Source organism: Capnocytophaga sp. oral taxon 324 str. F0483, assembly GCF_000318315.2.
Classification (GTDB): domain Bacteria; phylum Bacteroidota; class Bacteroidia; order Flavobacteriales; family Flavobacteriaceae; genus Capnocytophaga; species Capnocytophaga ochracea.
The window spans coordinates 1-7,229 of record NZ_KB291496.1 but is presented as its reverse complement, the minus strand read 5'-3'; the positions used below and the strand labels follow the sequence as shown (position 1 = coordinate 7,229).

Annotated in this window: 5 protein-coding genes; 2 read left to right on the top strand and 3 right to left on the bottom strand. The window is 39.1% G+C overall.

Going from position 1 to position 7,229, the window contains the following annotated elements; all coding sequences use genetic code 11:
- Positions 1 to 313 precede the first annotated feature (313 nt).
- On the top strand, positions 314 to 3,832 hold the full coding sequence (locus HMPREF9072_RS02525) for an efflux RND transporter permease subunit (RefSeq protein ID WP_009410372.1): 3,519 nt from the start codon (positions 314 to 316) through the stop codon (positions 3,830 to 3,832).
- 281 nt (positions 3,833 to 4,113) lie between these two features.
- Positions 4,114 to 4,491, top strand: a complete 378-nt coding sequence (locus tag HMPREF9072_RS02520; protein WP_009410371.1) for a PUR family DNA/RNA-binding protein — start codon at positions 4,114 to 4,116, stop codon at positions 4,489 to 4,491.
- Between the two features lie 62 nt (positions 4,492 to 4,553).
- Here the strand turns inward: HMPREF9072_RS02520 and xerD are convergent, their stop codons facing one another.
- The 3 genes from xerD to HMPREF9072_RS02505 all read right to left on the bottom strand — a co-directional run bounded on the left by xerD (position 4,554) and on the right by HMPREF9072_RS02505 (position 7,175).
- Positions 4,554 to 5,465 (bottom strand): site-specific tyrosine recombinase XerD, encoded by a 912-nt coding sequence (gene xerD, locus HMPREF9072_RS02515; protein WP_009410370.1) that lies wholly within the window; start codon positions 5,463 to 5,465, stop codon positions 4,554 to 4,556.
- Positions 5,466 to 5,534: 69 nt separating this feature from the next.
- The gene (locus tag HMPREF9072_RS02510) at positions 5,535 to 6,617 is read right to left on the bottom strand and encodes a BT_3928 family protein (protein ID WP_009410369.1); all 1,083 of its coding nucleotides are present in this window, start codon (positions 6,615 to 6,617) and stop codon (positions 5,535 to 5,537) included.
- Positions 6,618 to 6,629: 12 nt separating this feature from the next.
- On the bottom strand, positions 6,630 to 7,175 hold the full coding sequence (locus HMPREF9072_RS02505) for a DUF1599 domain-containing protein (RefSeq protein WP_009419216.1): 546 nt from the start codon (positions 7,173 to 7,175) through the stop codon (positions 6,630 to 6,632).
- Positions 7,176 to 7,229: the final 54 nt, after the last annotated feature.

The window sequence follows — 7,229 nt, the reverse complement described above, 5'->3', positions numbered from 1 at the left end:
AATTCTTCTCAGCTCTCTTCCGTTCTTCTCCGTTATCTTTCGAACTCCTCAACCCTCCACATTTCCTAATTTTCTCATTTCCTAATTTGCTAATTTTTTCCCTGCCCGTGTGGCTCACACTGCCTGTGCGGCTCGCACCTTTGGCAAAGTTAATCCTCTCCGCTAACACTTTTCTTGTAGCTCGCGCCCCATTCTCTCATTTCCTAATTTTCTAATTTTCTAATTCTCCCATTTTCTCATTTCCAAATTTCCAAATTTCCAAATTTGTCTATTTGCTAATTATTCTATACTTTTGTCCGATAAATAAACACAGATGTTAAACAGAATTTACCAATATATCACCACTCATAAACTCGCAACCTTCTCATTCTTCACCGCTTGGGCACTCATTGCTATTTATGGCTTGAGTCAATTGCGGTTTGAAGAGGATATTACCAAAGTACTCCCTCAAAACGATAAGACGAACCTCACTTCCAAGGTACTCAAGCAACTCAATTTCGCCGATAAAATCTCGGTAATGGTAACAGCCGAAAAAGGCGGAACGCTCACCGATATGCAGTCAGTAGCCGAAACTTTGCACGATACCCTCAACGCTTCTATGACGAAGTATATCACCAGTATTCAGGGGATTATAAACGAAGAAGAAATCGATGAGACTTGGCAGTTTGTAAACGACCACCTGCCTCTTTTTCTAAACGATGAAGATTACGCTTATTTGGAACGACGTTTAGCCTCCGATAGCCTCAAATCAATGGTGGAGAGTCAGTACAAAACGATGCTCACGCCTGCGGGTATGGTGGCACAACAGTTTATCCGTAAAGACCCCTTTGGTCTCACTTTTCGCGGTTTACGCAAACTTCAAGAGCTCAATACAGGCAACGATTTTAAGATTGCCAATGGTTTCCTCACTACTAACGACGAGCAACATATCCTCTTCTTTATCAACCCTAAGTACGATGGCAACGATAGCGAACACAATGCCACTTTTGTCGCAGGGTTAGACGAGTTGCAAGACCATCTCAATGCCCAGTATCAAGGGAAGGTGCGCGTAGATTTTTTTGGGGCTCCCTTTATCTCGGTGAGCAACGCCTCCCAAATCAAAACCGATATTCTCACCACGGTACTCATTTCACTATCAGCACTTTATTTATTGCTTGTCTTCTTTTATCGAAGTGTCTATATCCCATTTATCGCGTTTATCCCTTCAGCTTTTGGGGTGCTCTCTGCTTTGGCGACACTCTATGTGCTCAAAGGCAGTATTTCGGCAATTTCTATCAGTTTAGGAGCGGTACTCTTAGGAGTTACTATCGACTATTCACTGCATATTCTTACCCATTACAAGGTAGCTAAAAGCACTGCCGAATTGTACCGTGCTGTAACCGTGCCTATCTTGCTCAGCAGTATCACTACCGCTATTTCATTTCTCTGCTTGCTCTTTGTGCATTCCGAGGTGATGCAAGATTTAGGCGTGTTTGCTTTCGTGGGCATAATGGTATCAGCCATATTGTCGTTGGTGCTCGTGCCTCATTTCTACCGTGGCAATCGTAATATCGAGGTGCGCAAAACCTTTTTAGACCGTATAGGGGCTTATCCATTTCATCACAACAAGTGGGTAGTTGGAGCTTGCTTACTGCTGATAGCGGTGAGTTGCTTTACTTTTCATAATGTCCGTTTCAATGGCGATATTGCCAATATCAACTATATCAACGAACGTTATAAGGCAGCCGAACATCAATTAGAGAACATTACCGATAGTGAATACAAATCACTTTACGCTGCTGCTTATGGCAATTCGTTAGAAGAAGCCTTAGAGCGCAATTATACACTATATCAGCAGTTACAAAGTTATAAAGCACACGATAGTATCAAGCAATTCAGTTCTATTGGGGGGATTGTATTGCCAAAAAAAGAACAAGAAGCGCGATTGCAACGATGGAAAGATTTTTGGAATGCCGAAAGACAGCAGTTTCTAAAACAACAACTGATAGGAAAAGGAAATGAGGTTGGTTTTAAAGAAGAAACTTATGCTCCTTTCTACCAAAGTATAGCAACTGATTTTGAAGTGATAAAAGACCTTGATGCTTATAAAGCCCTTTCAGCCATTCCGTTAGAAGATTTTATTACCGAAAAAGAGGGTTTTTATACCATTGCCAATCTCGTAAAACTCACTCCTGCCGAACGAGACTCTTTTATTCATTCAGTAGAAAAACGCACGCCTACCGTTGTTATCGACCGCAAGAACCTAAGTGAAACATTTTTAGGCAAACTCAAAGACGATATATTGCTGTTAGTAAACTATTCGTCTATCGCTATTTTCCTCATACTGCTCTTGTTTTTCAAGCGAATAGAGTTGGTGTTACTCACTCTTATCCCTATTGGGGTTACAGGGGTAGTTACTTCTGCTCTGATGAACTTTTTTGGCATAGAGTTCAATGTGTTTAGTATGATTGTCTGCACTTTGGTATTAGGACATTCGGTAGATTTTAGTATTTTTATGACTTGTGCACTGCAAAAAGACTATACCGATGGTAAAAATGAACTTCCTGTGTACAAAGTGTCAGTACTTTTAGCGTCTATTACTACCTTTTTAGCTATCGGTACGCTTATTTTCGCCAGACACCCCGCCTTAAAGTCAATTGCATCGGTATCGGTGATAGGTATTTTCACTGCTTTGGCAATAACTTTTGTATTTTACCCTACGATATTTAAGTTTTGTATCTTCCGCCGTCCTGATAAAGGGCGTTCTCCGGTCAGTTTGCGTCTTTTGCTGCAATCCATACTGCTAACTACCTATTATGCACTATCGTCTATTATTCTCTCCAATATAGGTTGGCTACTTGCCAAAATAACTCCTAAACGCACTATGTGGCTCAGACGTTTAGCAGCTTCGCTCACTACTTCAGTGCTTTATGCCAATCCTTTTGTGCGCAAAAAGGTAGAGAACCCACGCCATATACAACTTACAACTCCTTCAGTTGTGATTGCCAATCATACCTCGTGGCTTGATACTTTGGCAATAGGGCTTTTCACGCACCGCATCAGTTATATGGTAAACGATTGGGTGTATAATTCGGTAGTATTTGGACGTTATGTTCAGTCAATGGGCTTCTTTCCAGCTTCTGAAGGTATAGAAAAAGGAATGCCCTTATTCGAAAAGAATTTGAAAAATGGTATTTCAGTAATGATTTTCCCAGAAGGCAAACGCTCCGATACCAACCAAATACACCGTTTTCACAAAGGTGCTTTCTTGATAGCCGAACATTTCCAAACGCCTCTTGTACCTGTGTATATTCACGGTTGTTCGGAAGTGCAACCTAAAAGTGATGTGATTATCTACGATGGTGCTATTACGGTAGTAGTAGGCGACCCTATAACACCTAACGATGAACGTTTTGGCAACACTCCACGCGAACGAGCCAAACAGATAGGTGCTTTCTACCGCCAGCAATTCCTCGCTTTGCGCAAACAATTCGAAGGAGTGGATTACCTAAAGAAGAAACTGTTTTTAAACTATTTATACAAGGAAAATTACGTAGTGCGCGCTGTAAAAGAAGATTACCAGCAGCATCGCGAACATTATCACGAACTCGTGCATTCACTGCCCGAAAAAGCCCGTATTTTGCATATCGCCGATGATTATGGTCAGTTAGATTTCTTGCTATTGCTCACTTATCCTGAGCGTGAAATCGTATCCGTTATCGCCGATGACGAGAAGCGCGCCATTGCACAGCACAGTTACCTCACCAAAATTCGTAAAATACAATATGTGAAAAAGCGTCCAGAAGGAGATTTTGAAATAGTAGTTGAAGGGAGAGAAGTCGTAATAGAATAAGGAAGTAGCGCTTAATTAGGCTGAAAGATAGGGCTTATTCGAACCTAAGACGAAGGTAAAGCGAAGCTAAGATGAAGGAGAAGGTGTTGGCGAAGTTAATTGGTAAATTTTAAGTGATATTCTTTTGATAAAATTATGGTTAGTAGTGTTTTTCAAGTGTGAAACCTTAAAATTATACTAAAATAAGGAAATAAAGTAAAATTCATACTATAAATATTTGCACTTGCTATAAAAAATGAAGACTTTTGCCGACAGAATAATTTAAAAATACGTACATAACGATGGAAGAAAAAGAAATATTAGACAATGAGGAGATATTCTCAAAAGTTTTAAGAGCAGGCAGACGCACCTATTTTTTTGATGTGAGAGCAACACGTGCTAATGATTATTACTTGACTATTACCGAAAGTAAGAAGTTTACTCACGATGATGGCTCATTTCACTACAAAAAGCACAAAATCTATCTGTATAAAGAGGATTTTGAAATGTTTAAAGATATTTTAAACGAAATGACTAACTATGTTTTTGATGAAAAAGGAGAGGAAGTAATTTCTGAACGTCATCAAAAAGACTTTAAAAAGAACTATTACAATGAACGCTTGGAAGGCGTAAGCAATAGTAATGGTGTTTACAAAGACCTTGATTTTGAAGACCTATAGTTAAAAATCTAATAAGGAAAAACTTCACTCATCTGTTTGTAATAGAGTGATGATGTAATAGGCTATTGGGTAAAGTTCATTTTATGGCGTGGGTGGTATTTCACCAAAGCTTCCCTCAAATATGACTTCTCTACGTGTACGTATATTTCTGTGGTAGTAATATTCTCGTGACCTAACATCATCTGTATGGCACGCAGATTCGCACCGTTCTCCAATAGGTGTGTCGCAAAAGAATGTCTGAAAGTATGTGGGCTAATGGTCTTCTGTAATCCTATGTTTTCAGCTACTTGTCTTACAATAGTAAATATCATTGCGCGAGTAAGTTGTTTTCCTCTTCTGTTTAGGAAAACATAATCTTCGTGACCTTTTGCTATCTTTAATTGTTTTCGCTGGTTATTGATATAATTGTTAATTTGTTTCTGCGTATAGCTTTCAATAGGCACTAAGCGCTGTTTGCTACCCTTCCCCATTACTCTAATGAAATCTTCTTCGAAAAACAAGTCGGATAGACGGAGAGAGACCAATTCCGACACTCGTAACCCACAACCGTAAAGCGTTTCTATAATAGCTTTATTACGATGCCCCTCATCGGTGCTGAGGTCTATGGAGGCGAGCATAGCATCTATTTCTTTTAAGGAAAGTGTATCCGGGAGTTTCACGCCTATTTTAGGGCTGTCGATAAGGCTCATAGGGAAGTCTTCACGTCCTTTCTCAGAAATCATAAACTTAAAAAAACTCTTCAAAGCCGATATGAGTCGGGCTTGTGAACGTGCGTTGAGTTCTTTGGAGACTTCGTATACGAACTGGCGCAAGGTATCTACTTGAATAGTATCGGGGGGTTCAGTGATATTGTATTTTTCTAAATACCCTATGAGTTTCTCAATATCTAAACCATAAGACACAACAGTATTCTGCGATAAACCACGTTGTAATCGCAAATAATTCTGATAATCGGTATTTACTTTACGCCACACGTTTTTAGATAAAAGATAAGAGATAAAAGGTAAAACCAGCGATAGCTGGAAATGTGAGTAAAAGATGTGTTATTTATCAATTGATAATTTTTCGCTGTCGTTATAATGCTTTTTATCGATGATAGTCCCCTTGGAAAGCACTATAAGTCCAGGATTAGAACGTATCATTGTTTTGAGGGTAGTAGCATCGTTATAATAAAAGTTGAAATTGAGTTCGTATTTCTTTACAATATAAGGAGCTTTCTCCATTTGCGAGGTAAGACCTATCACGGTATATCCGTTTTTAAGAGCTTTATCGGTTACTGTTTTGATTGCCTTAAAAGCCTCTTGGTTAGCAAGGTCGAGGCGATAAGAAACTACCATCAAGAGCTTTTCTTCTGCCATAAATTGTGGCAAATAGTCTGTTTCTCTATCTTTATCTTGAATATAAAAATCGTGTATAGGAGGCAATTCGGTAGTAGAGGTAGAGCTTACATATTCACCATCTACTTTTGGGAAACTTGCATCTTTAGTTACAATCACTTTTTCTTTGCCGTTTACTTTGAAAGTCCAATAATAAGTAACGGCATTGGGCGGTAATTCCATTCCTTTGGGGATATTTGTTCCTATCTTATATGGGCGAAAATCTTTTATGGGTAAGTGATTGTACACGTAATATACAAAGCTTATGCAGAAAAGCACAGAGATTACTGTAATTAATAAAGGTAAATTGCCTTTGGTAATGGGTTGTACATATTTTTGCCCCCAAAAGACGATGAGAGCTAAAACTAATAGTACCATATCTTTGGTAAACGATTGCCAAGGTGTAAATTTGATAGCATCACCAAAACAACCACAATCAGTTACTTTGTGAAAATAAGCCGAATAGAAGGTAAGGAAGCCGAAGAATACTAACATAGCCAGCAAAAGCCACAAAGTGAGCTTCTTTTTATAGCCTACCAATAAGGTTACCCCCAAAACTACTTCGAAAATACATACCAAAATGGCAAAAGTTAAAGTGTATGGTACAAAAAAAGGCATATTGAGCACATCGGGAGCAAAATAGTCCTCCAATTTAAATGAAAAGCCCATAGGATCATTGAGCTTTATCATTCCACTGATGATAAAAGTAACGCCTAATAATATGCGACAAAGCTGGATAAGATATTTCATATAAGTTGTTATTTAGTTGTTATGTTGATTGTTTAAATGTATGAGAGCAAACACTGCATAGTTTATCATATCTTGATAATTAGCATCAATACCTTCACTTACTAATGTTTTTCCTTTATTATCTTCAATTTGTTTTACACGCAAGAGCTTTTGCAGGATAAGGTCGGTAAGAGAGCTCACCCGCATTTCGCGCCACACCTCGCCATAATCGTGGTTTTTAGCTTCCATAAGGGAGCGTGCTTCGGCAACTTTGGCGTCGTATAGAGCCGTTGCCTCTTCGAGACTAAGGTCGGGTTGGGTAGCTACTCCTTTGTCTATTTGAATAAGAGCCATCAGGGCGTAGTTGATGATGCCTATAAACTCGGCTGTCTCGTCTTCATCGATTTTATGCTCGGTATTCTCTTGTAGCCCTCGAATGCGTTGTGCTTTGATGAGAATCTGGTCAGTAAGAGAAGGGAGGCGCAAGATACGCCAGGCACAGCCATAGTCTTTCATCTTGTTGATAAAGAGCGTACGGCATTGTTCAATAACCGTGTTATATTGTTTAAGAGTGTTCATTTTAATTAGGTGACAGGTAATGAAAGTGCAAAGGTACGAAGTAATTAGCAAATG

Excerpts from the sequence above, each read along its gene's own strand:
- HMPREF9072_RS02510 (WP_009410369.1), bottom strand. The coding sequence starts at position 6,617 with ATGAAATATCTTATCCAGCTTTGTCGCATATTATTAGGCGTTACTTTT.
- HMPREF9072_RS02520 (WP_009410371.1), top strand. The coding sequence starts at position 4,114 with ATGGAAGAAAAAGAAATATTAGACAATGAGGAGATATTCTCAAAAGTT.
- HMPREF9072_RS02525 (WP_009410372.1), top strand. The coding sequence starts at position 314 with ATGTTAAACAGAATTTACCAATATATCACCACTCATAAACTCGCAACC.
- HMPREF9072_RS02505 (WP_009419216.1), bottom strand. The coding sequence starts at position 7,175 with ATGAACACTCTTAAACAATATAACACGGTTATTGAACAATGCCGTACG.